The sequence below is a fragment of the Streptomyces sp. NRRL S-1813 genome (assembly GCF_000719605.1).
GTDB lineage: Bacteria > Actinomycetota > Actinomycetes > Streptomycetales > Streptomycetaceae > Streptomyces > Streptomyces decoyicus.
The window spans coordinates 56,002-76,014 of sequence record NZ_JOHB01000032.1; the positions used below are offsets into that span (position 1 = coordinate 56,002).

The following is a 20,013-nucleotide window of genomic DNA, read 5'->3' on the forward strand; positions in this document are numbered from 1 at the left end:
CACCGGAAGCGCAGCCTCCTACACCTCGGTTTCCGCGAGCTGCCGGATCAGGAGGTCGGCGAACGCGCTGACCACCGCCGGGAGTTGGCGGCCCGCCATGGCCTGGATCTGGATGGTGCGCAGGTGCATTTCCGGGTTGAGGAGGGGGATGGCCTTGAGGCCTTCGATGCGCAGGCGTTCATGCACGCTGATGTGGCCGGTCAGCGAGACGGCGTTCGTCTCCTTGACGAAGGTCGCCAGGGCGGTGGAACTCGAGCTGACCAGCAGGGGTTCGAAGGTGATGCCCTCGATGGAGCAGCAGAGGTCGAAGAGGCGTCGGTTCGTGGTGCCCACTTCGGTGAGTGCGACCGGGTAGGGGAGGAGGTCGTGGAGGCGGATCTCGTCGCGCTGGGCCAGTGGGTGATCGGATCTGACCATGGCCTGGATCGGGGCCCGCTGGGCGTGTACGACACGGACGTCGGGTGCCGGGGCGAGGCTGAAGGTGACGGCCAGGTCGACCGAGCCGTCCTGGACCATTTGGGTGGCCAACGAGGGCGCCACCACGGGCAGTTGGAAAGTGGTGCCCGGATTTTTCCTGCGGAAGTCGGCCATGACGTGCGGGAGGAATTCCTGCGCGGCTCCCTGTGAACTCGCCACACGGACGACGCTTCCCACCCGGCCGCGACCGCGGATATCCGCGAGCACCTGGTCGGTTTCCAGTGCGGCGCGGCGCGCATAAGCGGCAAGGAGGGCACCTGCCTCACTGGGCACCATTCCGCGTGGCCGGCGCTCGAAGAGCGGGACGCCGATTTCCTGCTCGAGTTTGCCGATCTGCCGGCTGATGGCCGAGCCGGCGACCAGCAGCCGTCTGGACGCCTCGTTGACCGAGCCGGTGCGGACCACCTCGAGGAAGTACTCAAGAGCCGGACTGTTCAGCATGACGCCAGCTTATGGAGCTATTGCATTTCAGGCAACGGTTTGTTCTATAAATTGCGATTGTGCGAATGGTCGGGCCGTGCCTACCGTCGTCCTATGCCCTGCGGGCTCACCGGCCGGGCGGACCACCCGACGAAACGGGCGCCCCTCCTTGCGGCGGCTTCGTCGATCAGTGGTCGGCCCAGGGCCCCTCAGTTACCCAGGTGTGCATCCTCCCCCGCAGGCAGCCGAGTCAGGGGATAACGATGAATGCGACAGCCCCCAGCGAATTCACCGGCTCGCACGCGATGCCGTACCGGGACGCGGATTTCCTCTGTCCGCTGCCGCATATCCCGGAGGCTGTCGGGTTCGTGCGCCGCCGCGCGCAGACGGTCCTGACCGGCTGGAATCTGCCTCCCGCCACCATTGAGGACGCGGTTTTGGTGATCTCGGAACTGGTCACCAATGCGGTCAGCCATGCCCTTCCCCCGGCTGTGCTGCAACTGTCGCGGACGGGTGCCGAAGGGCCCTGTGCGCTGCGTATCGAGGTCACAGACGCGGGTCCCGCGGCGGGTGCCCGGCGACCGGCCGACGGCGAGCAGCCGGAGGAGCACGGGCGGGGGAGCGGCATCGTCATGGCCCTGTCCGTCCGGCACGGCATCCGTGCCCACCGCGGCCGGATCACTCGATGGGCGGATCTTCCGGCGGCGTGAGAGCGTTCGCCGCCGCGTTGCCATCTGGGCAATCAGGTGTTCTAGAAGTTGCGATTGTGTGAACACTCCGACGCCTCTAGCGTCATCGCTCAACGAGTTCACGAGTCCCCGTCTTCCGCTTCGGACTCACCCATCGGCGGTACCACCCTGCGCGACAGTTCGCCCTGCTCGATTCGAGGGAGTAACACTCATGACGACCGCTAGAGAGACAGGTCAGATGATTGCCGAAAAGCCCCGGGGCAAGAATCGGGCGAGGCGTGCCGTACTCGCGGCCACGGCCGGAAACACGCTCGAATGGTACGACCTGACCTCGTACGGATTCTTCGCGGCGTCGATCTCCAGAGCGTTCTTCCCGGCCGGCGACCCGGCCGTTTCCCTGATGCTCGCCTTCGGCACGTTCGGGGTGTCGTATCTGGTCAGGCCCGTGGGCGCACTCGTCCTGGGGACTTATGCGGACCGCACCGGACGTAAGGCCTCGCTGCTGCTCACGATTCGGCTCATGATGATCGGCACCTTGCTGATCGCCTTGATGCCCACCTACGAATCCATCGGCATGGCCGCACCGATCCTGATTCTGGTGGCCCGCCTGTTGCAGGGATTCTCGGCGGGCGGCGAATTCGGCAGTGCGACAGCCTTCCTGGCCGAACAGGCGCCGGAGCGGCGTGGTTTCATGGCGAGCTGGCAGTTTGCCTCTCAGGGCCTGGCGACTCTGCTGGCCGCGACCTTCGGAACCGTACTGAGCCTGACACTGACCGGAGCGCAGCTGGATTCCTGGGGCTGGCGCATTCCCTTCCTCATCGGCCTGCTGATCGGCCCGGTCGGGTATGTGATTCGCCGCCAGGTCCCGGAGACTCCTGAATTCGTCGATGCCGCCGAGGCGGGAGAAGTCGCGACGACGCCGGTCCGGCAAGTGCTCCGGGATCAGAAGCTGCGGGTGCTCCTCATGGTCGGCGCACTGGTGATGTCCACCGCCGTGACCTACGTGATCGTCTATATGCCGACCTACGCACACGAGGTCCTCGGTCTGCCGCCGTCCGCAGGCTTCATCGGGGCGGCGGTGTCCGGCGTGGCACTGACGACCGTGACGCCCCTGGTCGGTCACCTCTCGGACCGGGTCGGCCGTGTCAAGATCATGCTCATTGCCGGGATCGCGATGGTGCTCAGCATCTACCCCCTGTTCCTGCTGCTGTCGGGGAGCCCGTCGCTGCTGGTCATGGGCGTGGTGATGTTCATCCTCGGCGTGTTGAAGGCCTGCTACTTCGGTGCGCTGCCCGCGTTGATGTCCGAGGCCTTCCCGACCGCGACCCGCAGCACCGGTCTGTCCCTGAGCTACAACCTCGGCGTGATGTCCTTCGGCGGCTTCGCTCCCGTGATCATCACCTGGATGATCGGCGCGACCGGCAGTCATCTCTCGCCGAGCTTCTACATCATGGTGGCCGGCGCCCTGAGCATCGCCTCCCTGCTGGCGAGCCGGCGCTTCCTCGCCCTGCGCTGACCCGGCAGCCGGGTGCCGCGGCCCCGTGCCCGACGAGGCAGCCGGACCCCGTGCCCGACGAGACAGCCGGACCCCGCGCCCCGTCACGGGCGAAGCACGCGGACCCGCACCCGGTGCCCGACGAAACCCACCCCTGACGGCCCCGAGCCCGACGCCGTCCCACGCCCGACGACCCCATGAAGGAAGAGGCCCACCATGACGGATGCTTCCCCGATCCGCGCCCAACTCCCCGGCAGACCGCGCTCCCTTGTGGACGCGTGCCAGGACGAGCTGATCGCCGGACTGATGGACTACGTCAGCCAGCCCGCGGTGAGCGCGACCGGCGAAGGGTTTCCCGCCGCGACCGACCGCGCGCTCGAAGAGGTCAAGCGGGCCGGGCTGACCCCGACCGTGCTCGTCGGCGACGGCCGGCCGCTGGTCGTCGGCCATCGCGCCGGGCCGGCCGGAGCGCCGCATGTGCTGATCTACGGCCACTACGACGTCCAGCCGACCGGCCCACGCGAGCTGTGGGATTCCGAACCCTTCGCCCCGGTCGTACGTGACGGGCGGATCTGGGGGCGCGGCACCGGTGACAACAAGGGGCAGCATTACGCGCACCTCCAGGCGCTGCGCCTGTTCGACGAGCATGCCGGCGCAGTGCCCTGCTCGGTCACGGTGGTGCTCGACGGTGAGGAGGAGATCGGCAGCCCCTCACTGGCGGGCATCCTGCGCGCGCACCCCGAGCGGTTCGACTGCGATCTCGTCGTCTGGAGCGACCGGTCGGTGCACGAGTCCGGTGAGTGGTGCGTCTCGCACGGGGTGCGCGGCATGCTCCGTCTCCGGCTCCGGGCGAGGGGTGCCGGCCGCCCCCTGCACTCCGGCAACTTCGGCAATGTCGCGCCCAATCCGGCATGGCAGCTGGTCCAGGCGCTGGCCAGCCTGAAGGACGCCGGCGGCCGGGTCCTCGTCGAGGGGTTCGAGGACGGGCGCGAACCGCTGTCCGACACCGACCGTGCCGCGTTCACCGCGCTTCCGCTCGATCTGCCGCAGGTCCTCGGGGACATCGGGCTGACCGAGATGGACCCCGCCTTCAACGGGCTGTCCTTCTACGAGCGGCTGGCCGACCGCCCCACGCTGACGATCAACGGGATCACCACGGGTGACGTGGACCGGACCATCATCCCCGACACCGCCGAGGCGGGCGTCGACATCCGGCTGACGGCGGGCCAGGATCCGCAGACCGTCTTCGAGCGCGTGGCCGCACACCTGCGTACCCACGCCCCCGAGGTGACGGTCACCAAGAAAGGCGGCGTACCGGCCTCCCGGACCCCGATCGACAATCCGTACACGCCCAGGGTGGCGCGTGCCATCTCCCGGGTCAGCGGGCGCGACCCGCTGCTGATCCCCGCGTACGGCGGCACCCTTCCCGACTGGATCTTCACCGGAATCCTCGGCGTGCCGAGCATCGGTCTGCCGCTGGCCAACGCCGACCAGGCCAACCACGCGCCCAACGAGAACCTGCGCGTCGACTACTTCCTCGACGCCACCGCCATCTGCATGGAGCTGCTGCTCGAACTGGGCGACTGACCTTCCGGACCCCCGGCGACACCACAGGAACAGAGGCGTGACACCGCAATGCGCACCACACCCCACCCCCCGCCCTGGCTCGTCCACGACGGCGTACTGACCGGTCTGAAGATCCTCGATCTCTCCCGCATCCTGTCCGGGCCGTTCTGCACCATGATGCTGGCCGATCTGGGCGCCGACGTGATCAAGGTCGAGGACACCGTCTCCGGCGACGACACCCGCGCCTGGGGTCCCCCCTTCCAGGGCGAGGACGCGGCGTACTTCCACAGCGTCAACCGCAACAAGCGCGGCATCGCCGTCGACCTCAAGGACCCCGACTGCCTGCGCCTGATACAGGAGCTGGCCGGCACCGCCGATGTGATCGTGGAGAACTTCCGGCCCGGCACCGCGGCCCGCCTCGGCCTCGGCTACGAGGACGTCCGCGTCCGCAATCCCGCCGTCGTGTACGCGTCCATCAGCGGTTACGGGCAGACCGGGCCGTACCGGAGCGAGCCGGGCTACGACGCGATCGCGCAGGCGGTCAGCGGCGTCATGAGCGTGACCGGGGAGCCCACGGGCCCGCCCGTGCGGTTCGGGGTGTCCCCGGCCGATCTCGCCGCCGGGATGTGGGCCGCCATCGGCATCCTCGCGGCCCTGCGCAACCGCGAGCACACCGGCAGCGGCGAGTGGGTCGATGTCTCGCTGCTGGACGGGCAGGTGGCCTGGCTGAGCTATGTCGCCGCCGGGTACTTCGCCTCCGGCAACGTCCCGCAGCGCTATGGCTCGGCGCATCCGACGATCGTGCCCTACCAGGCGTTCCCCACCGCCGACGGTCACCTCATGGTCGCCGCAGGAAACGACGGTCTGTGGCGCCGCTTCGCCACCGCGATCGGACTCGCCGCGCTGGCCGACGATCCACGGTTCGCGACCAACCCCGACCGGGTCCGCCATCGCGAAGAACTGCTCCCGCTCATCGAACGGGCGCTGAGCGCACGCGGTGCGCAGGAGTGGGCCGAGCTGCTCACCGAGGCGGAGATACCGGTCGGACCGATCAACACCGTCGACCAGGCCCTGCGGCACCCGCAGGTCCTCGCGCGCGAGATGGTCGCCGAAATCGAGCACGCCGACGCCGGCACCCTGCGCACCGTCGCCTCGCCCATCAAGCTGTCCGGCAGTCCGGCGGCCGTGCGCACCCCGCCGCCCCGGCACGGGGAGCACACCGCGCAGGTCCTGACCGGCCTCGGTGTCGGCCCACGGCAGTTGGCCGCTCTCCGCGCGCGAAAGGCCGCGAAGTGACCTCCCGGCCCGCTCCCGAAACCGTCATCGCCACGTCGTGGTCCGGCGGGGTCGCGGAGATCCGTATCGGTGACGGCAGCCGGCGTAACGCCCTTCCCGGCCGGGCCTGGGCGCAACTGGCCCGCCAGGTCGGAGAGTTGGGGGATGACCCGTCGCTGCGGGTGCTGGTGATCCGTGGGCACGGCGACACGTTCTGCGCCGGCTCGAACATGACCGACTGGGTGGATGCGGATTCCGGATACGTCGAGGAGTCCTTCGCCCGCATGGAAGCGGCGTTCACCGCGATCGAGGACTGTCCCGTTCCGGTGATCGCCGAGATCCGCGGTGTCGCCGCCGGGGCGGGCTGCCAACTCGCTCTCGCCTGCGATCTGCGGTTCATGGCGGACAGTGCACGCATCGGGATGCCGATCGCCCGGCTCGGCATCCTCGCCAGTCCGGCCTTTGCGGCACGCATGGTCGCGCTGGCCGGACCTGCCGCGGCGCGGGAGTTGCTCTACACCGGCCGGCTGGTCGACGCCCGTACCGCGGTGGGCCTCGGGCTCGCGGACGACAGCGTGCCCGAGGAGCATCTCGCCGCCCGCACCTCCGGCCTCGCCGCCGCTGTCGCCGAGCAGCCACCCGCGGCGATCCGGGCCGCCAAGCTGGCGGTGGCCGCGGCGCTGGCGCCGCAACGGGAGGCGGCCGCCGCCAATCCGCGGCCGGCGGTGGCACGGTCCGACTTCGACCGGGCGATCGCCGCGTTCCTCGGGCAGCGGTCGGCAGTCGCAGCGGTCCCGCCCGCCGCACCCTGACCGGTGCCGGGCCGGGCAGGCGGGGATCACGGCAGGGCGTGGGGCGGGCGGGGGGTGTTCTCGGGACCGGCCCTACGCGCTGTTGTTCGTGGTGGGGCCGCTGTGTATCGTCGGGACGTGACTTGAAGTTTCAAGTAATTCTCCGCGGCGCCTCGCGGACCCGTCCCCGACATGCGAAAGAGCGCTCCCCATGACATCCCCCCTCGGCACTCTCCAGTCCGCCCGTATCGGCACCTCGACGCGCCATGCCCCCTCGCCGCACGGCTACGACACCGGGCTGTTCCTGCTGCGGATCGCGCTCGGACTGACCATGGCCGCCCACGGCGCCCAGAAGCTGTTCGGCTGGTTCGGAGGTCCGGGGCTGGACGGGACCGCGCAGTTCTTCACGATGAGCGGCTATCCGGCGGGCAGGACGATGGCCGTCGTCGCCGGGCTGAGCGAGACGCTCGGCGGGCTGGGGCTCGTGGCCGGGCTGCTCACGCCGCTCGCCGCGGCAGCGGTCGTCGGCACGATGATCAATGCCCTCGCCGTGAAGTGGGGCGGGGGCTTCTTCGCGCCCAAGGGCGTGGAGTACGAGCTGCTGCTGACCGCCGGTGCGGCGGCGCTGGCGCTGACCGGGCCCGGCCGCTACGCCGTCGACCGCGTCCTGCCGGGCCTGCGCGCGCACCGGGCGGGCTACGGCGTGGCCGCACTGGTGCTGGGCGTGGTGCTGGCAGGCGTGGTGCTGCTGGTCCGGAAGTGAACCATCCCCCGGACCTCGGTCCAAGGGCCGGAGACCCTCCGGATACCGGCCCGGGGATTCCGGGCAGGGACGGGGCGGGCGGGGTAGATCAGAGTGGGGAGGGCGCAGCGGCCCCTGGTCGTACTGCTGCGGCAGAAACGGAGAGCAGGCTTCATGTCCGTACGACGTCTTAACCACGCGGTGCTCTACGTCCGCGATGTGGCGCGGTCGGTCGCTTTCTACACCGACACCCTCGGGCTCACGGTGGGGACCGAGATTCCGGGACGGGCCGCGTTCCTCCGCGCCCCCGGCTCGCTCAACGACCATGACCTGGCACTGTTCGCGGTGGGACCGGACGCACCGGGGCCCGAGGCCGGCCGGGTCGGGCTCTACCACCTGGCCTGGGAGATCGGCACGCTCGGCGAACTCGTCGCGGCACATGCGCGGCTCGTCGAGCGGGGTGCGCTGGTGGGGTCGAGTGATCACCTCGTCGCCAAGTCGCTGTACGCCAAGGACCCGGACGGCAACGAGTTCGAGGTGATGTGGCGGGTCCCGCGGGAGGACTGGCCGGGCCCGGACCAGCCGGACCGGCTGCTGCCCCTCGACCTGGCGGCGGCGCTGGAGCGCTGGGGGCCGGATCTGATGACGGGCGCGGCGGCCGGTTCGGCCACCTGACCGGGCAGCCGCGCCCACGCGGCGATACGGGCACGGGCGGCGGCTGCGTACGGGGCTGCTGGGGCTGAGGTGCCTCAGGCGCCCAGCGCGGCCTGCTCCGCCTGCTCTGCCTGTCCCGCCTGCGTCGTCGGCTTCGTTCGCGCCGCCCAGCGCTTCTCGACGCCGGCCAGTCGCCAGTACGCCAGCGCCGCTGCCCACACCACCACGAAGAGGCCGACGATGAGGAAGCCGACATTGTCGAGGTCGAGGCCGGAAATCCAGCCGGTGAGCGGGTCGTTGAGGGCGAGCTTGTCGTGCAGCACGGTCACCAGCTCGATCGTGCCGATGAAGAAGGCGACGGCGATCGACAGGCCGGTGATGGTGAGGTTGTAGTAGACCTTGCGCACCGGGTTGGAGAACGCCCACTGGTAGGCGAAGTTCATGAAGGTGCCGTCGAGGGTGTCGAACAGGCTCATCCCGGCGGCGAAGAGCAGCGGCAGGCACAGCACCGCGTACCAGGGCAGGCCGGCCGCGGCGCCGCTGCCCGCCATCACCATCAGGGTCACCTCGGTCGCGGTGTCGAAGCCGAGCCCGAAGAGGAAGCCGAGCGGGAACATCTGGCCGGGACGGGAGATCGAGCGGGTGAACCGGCCCAGGAAGCGGTTCATGAAGCCGCGTGCGTCGAGGCGCTGTTCCAGTTCGGCCTCGTCGTAGTGGCCGTTGTGCATACCGCGGAAGACCCGCCAGATCCCGGCCAGTGCGATGAGGTTCAGGGCGGCGATGAGGTAGAGGAACGTCCCCGAGATCGTGGTGCCGATCGTGCCCAGGATCTGGTGCGTACGGGATTCGTCGTTGAGCAGCGTGCCCGCGAGCTGGGCGCCGCCCGCCACCAGAGCCGCCATCGCGACGACGACACTGGAGTGGCCGAGGGCGAACCAGAAGCCGACCGACACCGGCCGCTTTCCGTCAGCCATCAGCTTGCGGGTGGTGTTGTCGATCGCGGCGATGTGGTCGGCGTCGAAGGCGTGCCGCATGCCGAGGGTGTAGGCGGTGATGCCGAGCCCCACACCGAAGACCTGGCTGCCCACGGCGTAGTGATGGGGCACCACGAGCAGGAAGAGCACGCCGAAGGCGACGACGTGCAGACCGGCTATGACGGCCATCAGGCCCGCGGTGCGGACGGTGTCCTGCCGGCGCCAGCGGAAAGCGGCGGAAGCAGGGGTGTTGCGGGTATCGGTGGACAGGGCCATCCGGCGGTCACGCTCCAGCACCTCGTGGATCAGTTCGTGAGATGCCGTGGCCGGTCTCCTGGCTTGGGGGAGGGTGTACGCGTCCGCCCCCGCCTTCCCGGCCGCGGGCTGCGGTCAGTGGCGCCACCGGCGCGCCGTGCGCCTGTGGAAGGGGTGAAGATCCCCGATCACAGTGGCGAGGGCCGCTCCGGACTGGGACCACACGGTCCGTCACCGGTCTTCCCGAACACCACGGCCCGGTCACTCTAACCGCCGCTCGGGAGGAGCGAGGTTCGCGGGGGCCGGGCCGTGGTCGGTGGGCGATCGGTGGTCGCGGGGCGTCAGTACTCCAGGGCCGAGAGGAAGGCATGGAGTTCGTGGTCGAAGAGCGCGGTGTTCTCCAGATTGACCATGTGGGCCGCGCCCGGTATCCGGACTCTTCGGGCGCCGGGGACGGTCAGCGCTATCGCATGGGCATTGGCGGAGATGTCGCTGCTGTCGAGGTCACCGTCGAACACGACCGTCGGCACCCGGATCTCGCCGAGGCGGTCGGCGGCGCCGATCTCGAGGGGCATACCGGCGCCCATCCCGTCGGCATGCACCTCCACATTGGCCTCGGCCGAGGCACGCATCCGCTCACGGAATCCCGGGTGCACCGCGGACGGTTCGCGATGCGGTCCGTCCACCCACATCCGCAGGAAGTGCTCGACATAGCGTTCCGCGCCGTCGGGGGTGCCGATCGCCGCCACCTGCGCCTTGATGTGCTCCAGGAGGAAGGGGTCGGTGAAGGCGCGGCCGCTGATCCCGGGGGAGGCGAGCGCGAGGGCCGTCACCCGGTCCGGGTGGGCCATGGCGGTGTCGAGCGCGACCCGCGCACCATGGGAGAGGCCGACGAGGACGGCGCCGGGGACATCGAGCGCGTCGAGCAGGGCGCACAGGTCGTCGTGGTTGGCGTAGTCGCCGGCCACGGTGGAGGACAGGCCATGGCCGCGGAAGTCGTAACGGATCGCGCGCAGGCCGGAGTTCACCAGCCAGGCGAACTGCTCGTCCCACATGTGCTGGTCGAGCATGCCGCCGTGGAGCAGCACCACCGCGGGGCCCGAGCCGGCCGTTTCGTAGAACAGCTCGCCGTCGTCGACCGGCACGATGCCGTTGTCGATCTCGGACCAGGCGGTGATTCCTCGGGTCATCTTGCGGGCCGTCCTTTGTGTACCTGATGCGGTGAAGCGGGCGTGATGCCATTGTCATCGCTATTGCCGCCACTGCCGCAACTGCCCTGACTGTCGCTTTCCTCCGGTGCTCGGCGCGGGCCGTTCGCCAGGTGCCGGAATTCCTCGCCGAGCCGGTCCAGTACATGCAGTGCGGTACGGACGTCCCCGGCGGGCAGATCGGCCAGCCGCCGGCGCAGCTCCGACGCCTCGAACGCCTGGATGCCGCCTATCGCCGCCGTGCCTTCGGTGGTGAGCCGGATCAGGGAGGAGCGGCGGTGTGCGGGGTTCGGGGCCGTCGCGACCAGGCCCAGCTCGGCGGCGTGATTCACCCAGCGCTGCACCGGCTGCCGGTCGAGCCCCATGACACGCGCCAACTGCGGGACGGTCTGCGGGCCTTCGCTGCGCAGCACGTCCAGCAGGGCGTGTTCGCCGGCCGTCATGCCCGTGCCCGCCAGCTCGTGCTCCACCGCGCGGACGACCGTGCGGTGCAGTGGCCACAGGCGTCGGATGACGCCGTACAGCAGGTCTTCGGCGGGGGTCGGATCCCCGCCGCCGGCACGCTCGGTATGGCTCGCGACGACACTCACGGCATCCCCCTCGGCGTCCCCTTCGGCATCCTCTTCGATACTCCCTTCAACATCCCCCTCAGTGACACTCATGATGTCATGATGACATCGGCGATGTCGTTTGGGAAGAGGGTTGCCGCGGAAAGGAGTTGATGAGGCGGCGGGCATGACGGGGCCCGCTCGGCCGGTGGACGAGAAAGGTGGACGGCCCATGAAGGTCGGTCTGTTGCGTGCGGTCGGGGTGGCCACGGCCGTGTACGGAGTAGCGGTGGCGGTGGTGCCCGATCTGCTGGCGCGGCCCTCGGGGCTGGTCGACGCCGAGGGGCGGACCGCGCCGGCGACCCGGACCTCGCTGCGCCCGCTGGCCTGGCGGGATGCGGTGAGCGGGCTGGCGATGGCGCTGGCGCCGGAGGGCCAGGCGCTGCGCACCGCCGCGTATGTGCGGATGGCGGCGGACTTCGGGGACGCCGTACTGCTCGGCGCGACGCTGCCGGGCCGCGACCGCAAGCTGAAGGCGGTCGCGGTGTCCGTGGGGTGGGGCGCGCTGTCGGTGGCCGGGCTGCTCGCCGGAGGGCAGCGGCGGGGGAGCGGGGTTATGCGGTCGGTGGAGGCGGGGCCTCTTCGGGTGCGAAGGTGATGACGAGGTCGGCGCGGTCGCGAGTGGCCGCCACGACACGGGCGTTGGCCTCGTCCGAGGCGTGCACAAAACGTTCGGCGTCGGCGCGCGGACGACCGAAGCGCTCATGCCGGTCGACCAGCCGCCGGATCCGCTCCGGCGTGTCCAGCTCCACGTACCAGACCTCGTCGAGCAGCGCCCGGACCCGCGGCCACGGGGCGGATTCGAGGAGGAGGTAGTTGCCCTCGGTGACGATGAGCGGAATATGGGGTGCCACGGGAATGCTGCCGGCGACCGGCTCCTCGATGCGGCGGTCGAAGGCCGGGGCGTAGACGGCGGTGTCCGGCTCAGGGGAGCGCAGGCGCGCCAGCAGGGCCGCATAGCCGGCCGGGTCGAAGGTGTCCGGCGCGCCCTTGCGGTCCGTACGGCCCAGCCGGCGCAACTCCGCCTCGGCGAGATGGAAGCCGTCCATCGGCACGAGCGCCGCCTGCCCGGCCAGCTCCGCCACGAGGTGGGCGGCGAGGGTGGACTTGCCGGCGCCGGGCGGTCCGGTGATGCCGAGCAGCCGGCGTCGGCCGGGAGTCGCGGAGGCGGCGAGCCGACGGGCGCGGGAGAGGAGGTGCCGGGAATCCATGGTGCGTCCATCGTGCCTGAGGGGTGGGGCGCCGGCCGGACGCGCCCCCGGTCGGCGGCGGGCCGGTGGCAGGCCGGGATGCTCAGGGGCACGGCACTACGGGAGGGGCGGCCCCGAGGGGCGCGCCCTCGGGGGACGGTCCTCGGGGCCGGCCGGGCGGAGCATGCCCTATCGGGGGTCGGACGCACCCCGGTCCGCGAGGCCCAGCCGCCACAGCGAGGTGACTTCGGCCGCGCGGGCCACATGCAGCGGGTCGGAGGCGTCGCGGGCGCGCGGATGGCGTGGGGTGATGTCGAGCCGGTCCAGGACCGTGAGGCCGGCCTTGGCGAAGGCGTCGAGGAGTTCGGCGTGCGGGCGCAGGCCGAGGTGTTCGGCCAGGTCGGAGAGGATCAGCCAGCCCTCGCCGTCCGGGGTCAGATGGTCCGCGAGGCCACGCAGGAAGCCGTGCAGCATCCGGTTGCCCGGGTCGTACACCGCGTGCTCCACGGGGGAGGTCGGTTTTGCGGGCACCCACGGGGGGTTGCAGACGATCAGCGGGGCACGGCCGGCCGGGAACAGATCGGCCTCGATCACCTCTACCTGACCGGCGACGCCCAGGCGTTCGGTGTTCTCGCGGGCACAGGCCAGCGCCCGCGGATCCTGGTCGGTGGCCACGACCCTGCGCACACCGCGCCGGGCGAGCACCGCGGCCAGTACGCCGGTGCCGGTGCCGATGTCGAACGCCAGCTCGTCGTGGGGCAGCGGCGCCTCGGCCACCAGGTCGACATACTCGCCACGGGCCGGGGAGAAGACCCCGTAATGCGGATGGATACGGTCGCCGCCGAGCGCCGGGATCTCGACGCCCTTCTTGCGCCATTCGTTGGCGCCGATGAGCGCGAGGAGTTCGCGCAGCGAGACGAGGGAGGCGGTCGGGTCCGGGCCCTCGGTGCCGCCTGCGGCTTCCGCGGCGGCGGGCTCGCCGGGGCCGTACGCCCTGGCGCAGGCCTCGCGGACATCGGGGGCGCGGTGCAGCGGGACGGCGAGGGTCGCATCGAGCGGGACCAGCAGCATGCCCAGGATGCGGGCGCGGTGATTCTGGGCCGCGCGGTGCACATGGAACGCCTGGGTGGCATCGGCGGGCGGCGCCTTGCGCGGGCGGCGGTCGATGCGGCGGGCCAGCGCCGCCAGCAACTGGCGGGCGTTGTGGAAGTCGCCGCGCCACAGCAGCGCGGTGCCCTCGCAGGCCATTTTGTAGGCGTCGTCGGCCTTCGTCCGGTCGTCCGCGATGACGACGCGGCGGGGTGGCGGGGCGCCGTTCTCGGAGCGCCAACGGGCGGAACGGGGCTCGTCGGCCTCGGTCCATTCGACGACCGGCGGTTGGTTCACCGAAATGTGCCTCGCGTGTGGGTTCGGGCCCGTCCCAGGGGTGCCGCGGCGCGGCGCCGGTCCGGCGCCGGGGGCGCGGTGAGGCGCTCGCAGGAGTCGGTGGGCGGGGTGGTGTGACGGTTGACTTTACTCCGGATCGGGATCGCCCCCGGCCATACCGTCGGCAGCACGGGCCGGACCAGGCCAGGTCGGCGCAGGCCGGACCAGCACAGCGCAGCGCCGAGGGCTGGAGGCCCCGAAGCCGGGCAGGGCGGAGCCGGCGTCAGGCGATGCCGAACGCCGCGGCGTAGCGCACCGTGCCGCGCGGGGGCAGGGCACCGTCCAGGGACAGCGCGGGGAGTGCCGCGCACGGGGCGAGTGTGACGGCCGGGACCGTGCCGACATGACAGCCCGTCAGCAGGGCATGGGCGGCGGGTGTGCCGTCCGGTGCCTCGGCGACGTAGGACAGGCCCGGCAGCCAGGCCGCCGGGTCACGGCGCAGGGCATCGACGAGGTCCGCCTCGCCGGCCGTCTCGAAGGCGGCGAGGTCGATCCGGCGGACGGCCGGCACGTCCCCGGCGGTTTCGGGGCGGGGGTGCCAGGTGGAGGGGACCGGGGCGCGGGGCGCGCTGTCGCCGGTGGTGTGCGGGCCGTTGCTTTCGTGGGTGCCGCTCATGCGCTTCATCGTCGCACCGGGGTCCGACAACCGGCCAAGGGTTTTCGCCCCGCAGCGCGGAGGCGGCTGTCCGGGGCAGCGGCTGCCGATGGCCTCTCCTCCGGACGCCGGGCGGTTCGACGGTCCCCGGCCGTCAGTGCGCCGTGCGGCGGTCCGGGCGGCGCATCAGGAAGGCGGCGGCCGACCCGGCGGCGAAGAGGGCGATGACGGAGAGGGCGGTACCCACCCAGGACGTGCCGAGCCAGTGCCCGCCGAAGTAGCCGAGGCTCACGCTGTAGGCGGCCCAGGCGAGACCCGCCAGTGCGGACCACGGGAGGAACTCGCGGACCGTGCGGTGCGCGACGCCGGCGCCCAGGCTGACCACGGAGCGCCCGGCGGGTGCGAAGCGGGCCAGTACGACGATGCCGCCGCCGCCTCGCGTCAGCGCCGCGCCCAGCCGTTCCTGCGCCGCCGTCAGACGACGGGAGCGGCCGATGGCGCGGTCGAAGCGGTCGCCGCCGCGCCAGGCGAGCCGGTAGGCGACCATGTCGCCGAGTACCGAGGCGGTGGCCGCGCACAGCATCAGGGAGAACATCTCGGCCAGGTGGGCGCCGGTGTGCACGGAGGCGGCATCGACGCCGCCGACCGCGTCCGCCGCGGTACCGGCGCCGGCGGCCGTGGTGGCCGCGGTGATCACCAGGACTCCGCTGGGCAGGATCGGGACGAACACATCGAGGACGATCGAGAGACTGACGATCACATACACCCACGGGGTGCCGCGAAGGGACCCCAGGCTCTCCAGCAACGTCCTACTCCCGGTACGGATCCCCGCCGCGACGTCGCTCGGTGCGGCAGGGGCGGCCCTACAGCCATACAGCGTACGCCTGGCCTTTGCGGGCGGGAGGCCGGGGGTGGAATGCGGGGGAAGGCGAGTGAATGCGGGGAAAATGAAGAGGTGCGAGGGAGGCGGTATCGCGCCGGGACTGCCCCGCGGACGCCGAACGGCCCGTACGGCGGCGGTGCCGTACGGACCGTGCGGGGGCGGGCCGGCAGTGCCGGGCCCGCCGGGGTGATGCGTCAGGCGGCGGAAGGCTCCTGGTGAGCGGTGGGAGCCTGGGCCTGCTCGCGCTCGCCGAAGAAGACCCGGTCGAGAGCCCACGAGCCGGGGCCGATGAAGAAGATCAGCAGGAAGGCCCAGCAGAACATCGCGGACGCCTCGCCGCCGTTCTGTATCGGCCACAGCGCCGAGCCCTGGTGGGCGGAGAAGTACGCGTACGCCATCGAGCCGGAGCTGATGAACGCCGCGGGGCGGGTGCCCAGGCCGAGCATCACGAGGATGCCGCCGGCCAGCTGGATCACCGCGGCGTACCAGCCCGGCCAGGCGCCGGTCGGGAGGGTGCCGCCCTGGCCCATGGCGCCGCCGAGGACGCCGAAGAGCGAGGACGCTCCGTGGCAGGCGAAGAGCAGCCCGACGACGATGCGGAAGAGCGCGTGCGCGTGCGGGGCCGATCTCTGGGTGAAGGACGTCAGAGGTGCGGACATGTGGGGGCTCCTACGGTTTCTGGGGACGAGGTAACCGATGGAGGCGAAGGTTAGGGGAACCTAATCAGTACTTGCAAGTTCAACCTCTGGCCAAATGGGACCTTTGGCCCGAAGCGGCCGGGCCGGCGTCCGGAACCGGGCCGGCACCCGCTCCCGCACCCGTCACCGCGGCCCGTAGCGCCGCCCGCGCCACCGCGTCCGTGTCGGCCAGGGTGACCGACCCCACCCCGGGGCGCGCCCCCGCGGCCGTCACCCAGTGCACGCCCTCCGTCGGCACCCCGACCGCGAACCGCCGCGGATGGAGCCCGCCGTCGGCTTCGACCAGGTGGTACGGGCTCGCCGACACATCGATCCCGCCCGTTTCGTAGCCGTCCGCGGTGTGCGGCCGGCAGCCGCCGTCGGCCAGCAGCCGGGCCAGCAGTGCGTCCGCGGTGCGCCGGACGTCCGGTTCCGGCAGCCGCGCCTCGATCAGTGCCGTCGCCGTCACCTGCGACCCCGGAACGTCCGGTGAATGCGCCGTGAAACCGGGCCCGTTGCCGTCGGCGGCGCCGAGCCGGACCGTCATCCGGGGACCGACCACCTCCAGCACCCCCGCCTCGATCAGCGCGGTCATCTCCTCGATCCGGCGCCGCGGCGGCCCGATGGACAAGAAGGCGTTGAGCGGGGTGTACCAGCGGTCCAGGTGGTTGCGGCGGGATACGCCGGCCAGCCCGCCGTGGTCGACGATCTGCCGCAGCTCGTTGCGCAGATCGCGCAGCACGTCGAGGGCCGCCTTGAGCGGTCCGGAGACATTGTCCTGCCGGGCGTGTGCGACGTCCTCGCGCAGATGCTCCAGCAGCCATGTACGGAAGGCCGGGCGGCCGGCGAACGACCGGTCCACGTGCGGCCGGGCGACCCGGTCCCAGTCCCAGCGTTCGGCCGGCGTGATCCCGCAGGCGTCCAGGGCCGCGGCCTCGTCGGTACCGCGGTGCGCGCCGGCCAGGAAACGCTCCCGGAAGCGGAGCCGCGACGCACCGTCCGCACCGCGCCGCACCAGCAGCGCCTCGTAGTAGACCGCCTCCACCTCCTTGGCCACCAGGGGCCAGACCTCGGTCAGGAAGTCGGGCAGATCGCCGGATTCCGCGCGCTTGCGGAAGGCCGCTATCACGTCCGGTGTGAGCAGCAGCGGCAGATGACGGCCGTGCGCGCCCTTCGCGTTGTCACCGCGTGCGTGGTACGGGATGCCGCGCCGGGAGCCCGCGTACAACCGGGGTTCGCGTCCGGACGGCAGATAGCTCAGCGACCCGTCGCGGCCGCGGACGAACCGGCCGCCGCGGGCCGTCGTCAGCAGCGCCATGTGGTCGAAGAAGTTGAGGCCGAGGCCGCGCAGCAGCACCGGGCGGCCCGGGGCCAGCGCCTCCAGGGCGGCGGAGAGATCGGCGGGGTTGGCGGGCGGCAGATAGCGCAGACCGTGCCCGGCGGCGTAGTCGGCCAGGCGCCGTTGCTCCGGGTCAGCGACGGCCGGCAGATGCCCTTGCGCGAGGACCACCGCCCCCAGGCCGTCCAGCGTCCGGCCGTCGTCGAGGATCAGCGACTGCGAGCCGTCGGGCCCCTCGGCCAGCCGCACGGCACAGGCCCGGTGCGCCACGACCGTCACCTCCTCGGGAGCGGCACGGACCGTGTGGCGGAAGACCCACTCCAGATAGCGGCCGTACAGCGCGCGCCCCGGATAGTCGTCCGGGCCGACCTCGCACCCTTCCCACGCGTACAAGCTCGGCCCGGTACGTATCGGACCTGCGCACTCGACGCTGTCGTCGGTGAACAGCGTGACCTGCGACGCCACGGTGTTCATCAGCAGCTCGGGCGGCTGGGCGGTGCGCCACACCTGACCGGCGCCGGGCGGCGCGGGATCGATGACATGGACGGTGAGACGGGCGCCCGGGGCCAGTTCGGCGGCCGAGGCACAGATCCGCTCCAGAACGCTCGTCCCGCGCGGCCCCGCGCCGACGATGGCGAGGGCGGGCCGGGTCCGGCGGTCGGCGGGATGGTCGGCTGCCAAGAGGGGCTCTCCCTGGGGCGGTGGACGGCCGGCGCGCGGGCGCGGCCGTCCGAGAGTGCGGGTGACGGGCAAAGGTGCGCCCCATCATCACCGCCCGATCCGCCGATGCGGCACCGGGGGTGGGCAAAAAAACGCCGGATACCCGGGGCAATTGCCCGGCGCCCGGAGCCAGCCGGCCGTTCACCGGCGCCGGAGCGCCCGCATCATCCGGACTTGGAACGTTCGGTTCCCGGTGCAGGGCCGCCCGTACCACCGGATTTCCCGGCAACTCGTGCATCGGACAACGCCGCCCGCCAGACCGTGACGAGCCGGACGCCGCCGCTCTTCTCCCGGCGAGCCTGGTCCAGGGCGAGGCGGGCCGTACGGCCCGCCAGGGTCAGCGTCATCAGCTGGTTGCCGAACCACGGGCCGCCCGTACGCCGCCACTTCACCGCCGGCCGGGTCAGCCGCCCGTGCCGGGCCAGCAGCTTCCCCAGCCAGCGGCCCGACCGGCTCCAGCCGAAGCGGAAACCGGCCTGGAGCGAGCCGGGAATGCTGTTGTGGACGGGGGAGCAGGTCAGCTGGAGCACCCGGCTCGCGGGGTGCGGTCCTGCGCCGCGCCAGTGCGGCTCCGCCACGTAGGCGTGGTGCACATCGCCGGACAGCACACAGACCGTCGCCGGCGCCTCCGGGCCGGAACCGGCCTCGGCGATCAGCTCGGTGAGCGCGGCGAACGAACCGGGGAAGGCCGCCCAGTGCTCCAAGTCGGCGCGCTGGCGCAGGAACTCGCCCCGACGGGCCCAGCGGGGGCCGCGCTCGCCGGCGCACAGCGCGGCGTTCCAGCCCTCCGCGGCATGGATGAGGTGCGGCAGCAGCCAGGGCAGCGAACTGCCGAGCAGCAGATGGTCGTAGCTGCCGCGCCCCTCCAGCACGGCCTGCCGCAGCCATTCGCCCTCGGTCTTGTCGAGCATCGCGCGGTTGCTCTCGTCGAGCACGCGGGTCGCCCTGGTGTCGATCATGACCAGACGCACCCGGCCGAACTCGCGGCGGTAGCTCCAGCGCGCGCAGGCCGGATCGGCGTCCGTGTCGGCCGCGAACTCCCGCACCGGGCCCGTCCCGTCCGGCACCGCCCGCACCCGCGCGTACAGCTCGTCGGCGGCCAGCTCCGCGGGCGAGAGATTGCCCAGATGCTGGTACACCCAGTACGACATCAGGCCGCCGAGTATCCGCTCGCGCCACCAAGGGGTCGCCCGCATCCGGGCCAGCCAGGCCGCCGAGGTGTTCCAGTCGTCGATCACATCGTGATCGTCGAAGATCATGCAGCTGGGGACCGTGGACAGCAGCCAGCGGACCTCCGGGTCGAGCCAGGACTCGTCGTAGAGGTGGGTGTACTCCTCGTAGTCGGCGACCTGCTTCCCGGGCGGCTCGCCGATGTCGCGGCGGGCGGCCAGCACCTGGGCGGTCGCGTCGGAGGTCTGGTCGGCGTAGACCTGGTCGCCCAGCAGGAGCAGCACGTCAGGGCGCTGCCGGCCGGAATCGGCGGCCAGTGTGGCGGCGAGGGTGTCCAGGGCGTCCGGGCCGACCGGGTCGTGCGCCGCGTTCGAGGGCGTCGCCGACCAGCGGCAGGAACCGAAGGCGAAACGCAGCGGCTCGTCGGCGGAGGCGGGGAGGGTGCGGATCGTGCTCGCGGGGAAGCGGCTGCCGCGCGGCGGCCAGACCTTCTCCCCACTACTGCCGGGAGGGGCCCCCGGCGCGTCGAGCAGGACCTGGTAGGGCGTCTCGCTGCCGGGCGCCAGACCGGTCACCGCGACCAGCGCGTAGTGGTGCCCGGCCACCTGCCAGGTGCGTTCCGTGCCGACCGGCCCGTCGTCGCAGCGGATCTGCACCACGCACGGCTCGTCGGTCTCCACCCACACCGTCGCGCTCTGCGCGTCGACGTAGCGCAGCAGCGGCCCCAAGCGCAGTCCGGCCATCGTGCCTCCCCACTTGTCGTGGTCAGAGGATAGGAGCACAACGGGGACGGTGGGGGACCGGGGCGGCGGTGCGCCCGCCGGCCGGTGGTTTCCGGTCGACGGGCGCGCAGGGCCGGT

At 71.8% G+C, this 20,013-nt stretch carries 19 protein-coding genes and 1 riboswitch; of the genes, 8 read left to right on the plus strand and 11 right to left on the minus strand.

The genetic code is table 11. The annotated features are described in order from the left end of the window. Positions 1-18 precede the first annotated feature (18 nt). Positions 19-918, minus strand: a complete 900-nt coding sequence (locus tag IF67_RS0131600) for a LysR family transcriptional regulator (protein WP_030991495.1) — start codon at positions 916-918, stop codon at positions 19-21. A gap of 242 nt (positions 919-1,160) precedes the next feature. Between IF67_RS0131600 and IF67_RS0131605 the strand changes: the two genes are divergently transcribed. From IF67_RS0131605 to IF67_RS0131635, 7 genes are all read left to right on the plus strand, one after another. Next, positions 1,161-1,607: an ATP-binding protein gene (locus IF67_RS0131605; protein ID WP_234341457.1), complete on the plus strand. Its 447-nt coding sequence runs from the start codon at positions 1,161-1,163 to the stop codon at positions 1,605-1,607. Between the two features lie 190 nt (positions 1,608-1,797). Then, positions 1,798-3,102, plus strand: a complete 1,305-nt coding sequence (locus IF67_RS0131610) for an MFS transporter (protein ID WP_234341459.1) — start codon at positions 1,798-1,800, stop codon at positions 3,100-3,102. A gap of 195 nt (positions 3,103-3,297) precedes the next feature. Then, positions 3,298-4,668 (plus strand): M20/M25/M40 family metallo-hydrolase, encoded by a 1,371-nt coding sequence (locus tag IF67_RS0131615; protein ID WP_030991501.1) that lies wholly within the window; start codon positions 3,298-3,300, stop codon positions 4,666-4,668. A gap of 48 nt (positions 4,669-4,716) precedes the next feature. Then, positions 4,717-5,943, plus strand: a complete 1,227-nt coding sequence (locus IF67_RS0131620) for a CaiB/BaiF CoA transferase family protein (protein WP_030991503.1) — start codon at positions 4,717-4,719, stop codon at positions 5,941-5,943. Beyond that, entirely contained in the window at positions 5,940-6,734 is a 795-nt protein-coding gene (locus tag IF67_RS0131625; protein ID WP_030991505.1) for an enoyl-CoA hydratase/isomerase family protein, read from the plus strand. The genes IF67_RS0131620 and IF67_RS0131625 overlap by 4 nt, the downstream gene beginning before the upstream one ends. A 190-nt stretch (positions 6,735-6,924) precedes the next feature. Continuing rightward, entirely contained in the window at positions 6,925-7,476 is a 552-nt protein-coding gene (locus IF67_RS0131630) for a DoxX family protein (RefSeq protein WP_030991507.1), read from the plus strand. Between the two features lie 153 nt (positions 7,477-7,629). Further along, entirely contained in the window at positions 7,630-8,130 is a 501-nt protein-coding gene (locus IF67_RS0131635) for a VOC family protein (protein WP_030991510.1), read from the plus strand. A 74-nt stretch (positions 8,131-8,204) separates the two neighbouring features. Here the strand turns inward: IF67_RS0131635 and IF67_RS0131640 are convergent, their stop codons facing one another. From IF67_RS0131640 to IF67_RS0131650, 3 genes are all read right to left on the minus strand, one after another. Beyond that, on the minus strand, positions 8,205-9,392 hold the full coding sequence (locus IF67_RS0131640; RefSeq protein WP_063754409.1) for a HoxN/HupN/NixA family nickel/cobalt transporter: 1,188 nt from the start codon (positions 9,390-9,392) through the stop codon (positions 8,205-8,207). Next, positions 9,390-9,608: riboswitch (cobalamin riboswitch) on the minus strand. (Overlaps the previous gene by 3 nt.) 71 nt (positions 9,609-9,679) lie before the next feature. Then, the gene (locus IF67_RS0131645; RefSeq protein WP_030991513.1) at positions 9,680-10,528 is read right to left on the minus strand and encodes an alpha/beta fold hydrolase; all 849 of its coding nucleotides are present in this window, start codon (positions 10,526-10,528) and stop codon (positions 9,680-9,682) included. Next, a complete protein-coding gene (locus tag IF67_RS0131650) occupies positions 10,525-11,208 on the minus strand; it encodes a MarR family winged helix-turn-helix transcriptional regulator (protein WP_078889744.1) in 684 nt (227 codons plus the stop codon). Before IF67_RS0131650 ends, IF67_RS0131645 begins: the two co-directional genes overlap by 4 nt. 118 nt (positions 11,209-11,326) lie before the next feature. Between IF67_RS0131650 and IF67_RS0131655 the strand changes: the two genes are divergently transcribed. After that, the gene (locus IF67_RS0131655; protein ID WP_030991516.1) at positions 11,327-11,752 is read left to right on the plus strand and encodes a hypothetical protein; all 426 of its coding nucleotides are present in this window, start codon (positions 11,327-11,329) and stop codon (positions 11,750-11,752) included. Here IF67_RS0131655 and IF67_RS0131660 read toward each other — a convergent pair. The 7 genes from IF67_RS0131660 to IF67_RS0131690 form a co-directional block, all read right to left on the minus strand. Beyond that, positions 11,709-12,365, minus strand: a complete 657-nt coding sequence (locus tag IF67_RS0131660; RefSeq protein WP_030991518.1) for a nucleoside/nucleotide kinase family protein — start codon at positions 12,363-12,365, stop codon at positions 11,709-11,711. The genes IF67_RS0131655 and IF67_RS0131660 overlap by 44 nt on opposite strands. 168 nt (positions 12,366-12,533) lie before the next feature. After that, on the minus strand, positions 12,534-13,730 hold the full coding sequence (locus IF67_RS0131665; RefSeq protein ID WP_030991520.1) for a methyltransferase: 1,197 nt from the start codon (positions 13,728-13,730) through the stop codon (positions 12,534-12,536). 262 nt (positions 13,731-13,992) lie between these two features. Then, positions 13,993-14,385 (minus strand): GNAT family N-acetyltransferase, encoded by a 393-nt coding sequence (locus IF67_RS0131670; protein ID WP_030991523.1) that lies wholly within the window; start codon positions 14,383-14,385, stop codon positions 13,993-13,995. Positions 14,386-14,518: 133 nt separating this feature from the next. Beyond that, a complete protein-coding gene (locus IF67_RS0131675) occupies positions 14,519-15,169 on the minus strand; it encodes a DedA family protein (RefSeq protein WP_030991525.1) in 651 nt (216 codons plus the stop codon). Between the two features lie 272 nt (positions 15,170-15,441). Further along, positions 15,442-15,906, minus strand: coding sequence for a DoxX family protein (locus IF67_RS0131680; protein ID WP_030991527.1), 465 nt, complete (start codon positions 15,904-15,906; stop codon positions 15,442-15,444). 79 nt (positions 15,907-15,985) lie between these two features. Continuing rightward, on the minus strand, positions 15,986-17,944 hold the full coding sequence (locus IF67_RS0131685) for an FAD/NAD(P)-binding protein (protein WP_030991528.1): 1,959 nt from the start codon (positions 17,942-17,944) through the stop codon (positions 15,986-15,988). Positions 17,945-18,147: 203 nt separating this feature from the next. Continuing rightward, the gene (locus tag IF67_RS0131690) at positions 18,148-19,896 is read right to left on the minus strand and encodes an alkaline phosphatase D family protein (RefSeq protein ID WP_030991530.1); all 1,749 of its coding nucleotides are present in this window, start codon (positions 19,894-19,896) and stop codon (positions 18,148-18,150) included. Between the last annotated feature and the right edge of the window lie 117 nt (positions 19,897-20,013).

Bases quoted from the DNA above. Each gene is read 5' to 3' on its own strand.
- IF67_RS0131600 (WP_030991495.1), bottom strand. From the start codon at position 918: ATGCTGAACAGTCCGGCTCTTGAGTACTTCCTCGAGGTGGTCCGCACC.
- IF67_RS0131605 (WP_234341457.1), top strand. From the start codon at position 1,161: ATGAATGCGACAGCCCCCAGCGAATTCACCGGCTCGCACGCGATGCCG.
- IF67_RS0131610 (WP_234341459.1), top strand. From the start codon at position 1,798: ATGACGACCGCTAGAGAGACAGGTCAGATGATTGCCGAAAAGCCCCGG.
- IF67_RS0131615 (WP_030991501.1), top strand. From the start codon at position 3,298: ATGACGGATGCTTCCCCGATCCGCGCCCAACTCCCCGGCAGACCGCGC.
- IF67_RS0131620 (WP_030991503.1), top strand. From the start codon at position 4,717: ATGCGCACCACACCCCACCCCCCGCCCTGGCTCGTCCACGACGGCGTA.
- IF67_RS0131630 (WP_030991507.1), top strand. From the start codon at position 6,925: ATGACATCCCCCCTCGGCACTCTCCAGTCCGCCCGTATCGGCACCTCG.
- IF67_RS0131635 (WP_030991510.1), top strand. From the start codon at position 7,630: ATGTCCGTACGACGTCTTAACCACGCGGTGCTCTACGTCCGCGATGTG.
- IF67_RS0131645 (WP_030991513.1), bottom strand. From the start codon at position 10,528: ATGACCCGAGGAATCACCGCCTGGTCCGAGATCGACAACGGCATCGTG.
- IF67_RS0131650 (WP_078889744.1), bottom strand. From the start codon at position 11,208: ATGAGTGTCACTGAGGGGGATGTTGAAGGGAGTATCGAAGAGGATGCC.
- IF67_RS0131655 (WP_030991516.1), top strand. From the start codon at position 11,327: ATGAAGGTCGGTCTGTTGCGTGCGGTCGGGGTGGCCACGGCCGTGTAC.
- IF67_RS0131660 (WP_030991518.1), bottom strand. From the start codon at position 12,365: ATGGATTCCCGGCACCTCCTCTCCCGCGCCCGTCGGCTCGCCGCCTCC.
- IF67_RS0131670 (WP_030991523.1), bottom strand. From the start codon at position 14,385: ATGAGCGGCACCCACGAAAGCAACGGCCCGCACACCACCGGCGACAGC.
- IF67_RS0131680 (WP_030991527.1), bottom strand. From the start codon at position 15,906: ATGTCCGCACCTCTGACGTCCTTCACCCAGAGATCGGCCCCGCACGCG.
- IF67_RS0131690 (WP_030991530.1), bottom strand. From the start codon at position 19,896: ATGGCCGGACTGCGCTTGGGGCCGCTGCTGCGCTACGTCGACGCGCAG.